The sequence below is a fragment of the Ruegeria sp. YTSA135 genome (genome assembly GCF_059610165.1).
Window position 1 is genome coordinate 2,501 of the sequence record NZ_JBXWNC010000037.1, and the last position, 4,006, is coordinate 6,506.

The 4,006-nt window shown below is 52.8% G+C and carries 2 tRNA genes and 2 rRNA genes (1 of these 4 only partly in view); all 4 read left to right on the top strand.

Annotation, left to right across the window (positions count from 1 at the left end):
- A tRNA-Ile gene (locus tag AC2FIT_RS22405) sits at nt 1–22 on the top strand; it begins 55 nt to the left of the window's first position.
- A 662-nt stretch (nt 23–684) separates the two neighbouring features.
- Nucleotides 685–3,510 (top strand): 23S ribosomal RNA (locus AC2FIT_RS22410).
- A gap of 185 nt (nt 3,511–3,695) precedes the next feature.
- A 5S ribosomal RNA gene (gene rrf, locus AC2FIT_RS22415) occupies nt 3,696–3,810 on the top strand.
- A 119-nt stretch (nt 3,811–3,929) separates the two neighbouring features.
- Nucleotides 3,930–4,006 (top strand) — tRNA-Met (locus tag AC2FIT_RS22420).

A 4,006-nucleotide genomic window follows, 5' to 3' on the forward strand; every position in this document is an offset into this window, starting at 1 on the left:
TCAAGTCCTCCTCGACCCACCACCGTCTTATTTTGCGGAGCAAAATGAGACGAACAACGGTTCTACGCAGCGCAGAGCGGCAGTTGCTTTTGTGAAGCAAAAGCAATGAGAGCGGTTCTCTGGATCACGGGCCTTGATCCACCATATCACTTCGATCAGATCGTTAAGCACCTTTGGGTTCTTAACCGTCCGATTGGACGACAATTGACATCGTATAGAGAGAAATCAATCAACACTGTTTGATCGTGCCGAGTGTGGCACTGATCTCGGTCGTTCTTATCTTCGTCCTCAAGTAGCCGAATAGGCGGTAGGACAAATAGGGGATAAGCGGCGCAGTTTGGGTCTAGCCGGCCTGGAATGCGTATCGCGACTGAAACGAACAGAGTTGTCCAAGTCAAATATACTAACCCGAGCGACCTGCGTTGATCAGCTGCACGGCTGTGAGACCATATGGGGTTGCTCATTTGTACTCTGATTGTCCTCAAGTAGCCGAATAGGCGGTAGGACACGAAAGAGTGCGGGAAATGTATGTTTTTGGTTCAGAAGAATGACTGCCTTTAGTTACCAGCTGGGCGGTCTCGATTGATTTGATTACTAGCGCAGCTTCGGTTGTGTGCGGTCAAACGCACTCAAGTAGCCGAATAGGCGGTAGTGCCAATATCATGTCTTTCTTTTTCTGGATCAAATCAAGCGCGAGAAGGGCGTTTGGTGAATGCCTTGGCAGCAAGAGGCGATGAAAGACGTGATACTCTGCGATAAGCCATGGGGAGCTGAGAATAAGCTTTGATCCATGGATCTCTGAATGGGGCAACCCACCTGAATGTTTGTTATTGTTAGTTTTGCTAATCAATAATGAGCATGAACAGGTACTTAAGACCTGAATACATAGGGTTTTAAGAGCAAACCCGGGGAACTGAAACATCTAAGTACCCGGAGGAAAGGAAATCAATTGATACTCCCCTAGTAGCGGCGAGCGAACGGGGACCAGCCGAGCCGGATAAGTGAGAAGAACATGTTGGGAAGCATGGCCATAGCGGGTGACAGCCCCGTATTCGAAGCTTTGACGGACGTATTAAGTAGGGCGGAACACGTGAAATTCTGTCTGAAGATCGGAGGACCACCTTCGAAGGCTAAGTACTCCTTGCTGACCGATAGCGAACCAGTACCGTGAGGGAAAGGTGAAAAGCACCCCGACGAGGGGAGTGAAACAGTACCTGAAACCGAACGCCTACAATCAGTCGGAGGCTCCTTGCGAGCTGACGGCGTACCTTTTGTATAATGGGTCATCGACTTGGTCTCACGAGCAAGCTTAAGCCGTTAGGTGTAGGCGTAGCGAAAGCGAGTCTTAATAGGGCGTCGAGTTCGTGGGATCAGACCCGAAACCGAGTGATCTAGGCATGGCCAGGTTGAAGGTAAGGTAACACTTACTGGAGGACCGAACCCACATCCGTTGAAAAGGATCGGGATGAGCTGTGCCTAGGGGTGAAAGGCCAATCAAACTCGGAGATAGCTGGTTCTCTGCGAAATCTATTTAGGTAGAGCGTCATCCGAATACCCCGGGGGGTAGAGCACTGGATGGGTAATGGGGCCCCACAGGCTTACTGATCCTAACCAAACTCCGAATACCCGGGAGTACTAGATGGCAGACACACTGCGGATGCTAACGTCCGTAGTGGAGAGGGAAACAACCCTGACCTACGACTAAGGCCCCCAATTCATGGCTAAGTGGGAAAGCAGGTGGGACGACCAAAACAACCAGGAGGTTGGCTTAGAAGCAGCCATCCTTTAAAGATAGCGTAACAGCTCACTGGTCTAAATAAGTTGTCCTGCGGCGAAGATGTAACGGGGCTCAAGCCATGAGCCGAAGTCTAGGGATGCGTAAGCATCGGTAGCAGAGCGTAGTGTGACATAGTTCCATGCGTCCTTAACTCCTTCGGGGGTATTGGACGCAAGGAGCTTTCGATGAAGCCGGGGCGTGAGCCATCCGGTGGAGAGATCACTAGTGAGAATGATGACATGAGTAGCGACAAAGAGTGTGAGAGACACTCTCGCCGAAAGTCCAAGGGTTCCTGCTTAAAGCTAATCTGAGCAGGGTAAGCCGGCCCCTAAGCCGAGGCCGAAAGGCGTAGGCGATGGGAACTAGGTTAATATTCCTAGGCCAGGAGGATGTGACGGATTGCAGATGTAGTTCAGCCTTATCGGATTGGTTGGGCTGCTGAGCAGTTCCTGGAAATAGCCCTCCATCAGACCGTACCCTAAACCGACACAGGTGGACTGGTAGAGCATACCAAGGCGCTTGAGAGAACGATGTTGAAGGAACTCGGCAAAATACCTCCGTAAGTTCGCGAGAAGGAGGCCCGGTTCCTAGGCAACTAGGGGCTGGGGGCACAAACCAGGGGGTGGCGACTGTTTATTAAAAACACAGGGCTCTGCGAAGTCGCAAGACGACGTATAGGGTCTGACGCCTGCCCGGTGCCTGAAGGTTAAAAGGAGAGGTGAGAGCCTTGAATTGAAGCCCAGGTAAACGGCGGCCGTAACTATAACGGTCCTAAGGTAGCGAAATTCCTTGTCGGGTAAGTTCCGACCTGCACGAATGGCGTAACGACTTCCCCGCTGTCTCCAACATCGACTCAGCGAAATTGAATTGCCTGTCAAGATGCAGGCTTCCCGCGGTTAGACGGAAAGACCCCGTGCACCTTTACTACAGCTTCGCACTGGCATCAGGATTGTGATGTGCAGGATAGGTGGTAGGCTTCGAAACCGTGACGCCAGTCGCGGTGGAGCCTCCCTTGAGATACCACCCTTCGCACTCTTGATGTCTAACCGCGGTCCGTTACCCGGATCCGGGACCCTGCGTGGCGGGTAGTTTGACTGGGGCGGTCGCCTCCTAAAGCGTAACGGAGGCGCGCGAAGGTTGGCTCAGAGCGGTCGGAAATCGCTCGTTGAGTGCAATGGCAGAAGCCAGCCTGACTGCAAGACTGACAAGTCGAGCAGAGTCGAAAGACGGCCATAGTGATCCGGTGGTCCCGAGTGGAAGGGCCATCGCTCAACGGATAAAAGGTACGCCGGGGATAACAGGCTGATACTGCCCAAGAGTCCATATCGACGGCAGTGTTTGGCACCTCGATGTCGGCTCATCTCATCCTGGGGCTGGAGCAGGTCCCAAGGGTACGGCTGTTCGCCGTTTAAAGAGGTACGTGAGCTGGGTTTAGAACGTCGTGAGACAGTTCGGTCCCTATCTGCCGTGGGTGTAGGAGACTTGAGAGGAGTTGCCCCTAGTACGAGAGGACCGGGGTGAACGATCCACTGGTGGACCAGTTGTCGTGCCAACGGCAGTGCTGGGTAGCTATGATCGGACAGGATAACCGCTGAAGGCATCTAAGCGGGAAGCCCCCCTCAAAACAAGGTCTCCCTGAGGGCCGTGGAAGACCACCACGTCAATAGGCCGGAGATGTACGCGCAGTAATGCGTTCAGTTGACCGGTACTAATCGCCCGACAGGCTTGATTTGATCCAGTAACAGAAAGACAAATCAAAAACATACACCAACCTTGACAATGGATAGCGTCGCAGCACCTAGCCGCAATGTTGATTGATTATATAACCGAGTGGCAACGCGCCTTTGCAAGCAAAGACGCTGCCTGCCACCTGTCGCTTTCTTACACAGCAAGAAAGTCGACATGGGCTTTTCCTCGGTTTGGTGGTCATAGCGCAAGTGAAACACCCGGTCCCATCCCGAACCCGGAAGTTAAGCACTGCCGCGCCAATGGTACTTGGGCTCAAGCCCCGGGAGAGTAGGTCACCGCCAAACCTAGAAAAAGCCCACTTCTCTCTAACGATGAAAAGAACACTACCCGGTCTCAAGCAGCCAAATAGGCGATAGACCAACGCAGGGCCTCAAGTAGCGTAAGCAGTAGGCCACAAAAATATCGCGGGATGGAGCAGCCCGGTAGCTCGTCAGGCTCATAACCTGAAGGTCGTAGGTTCAAATCCTACTCCCGCAACCA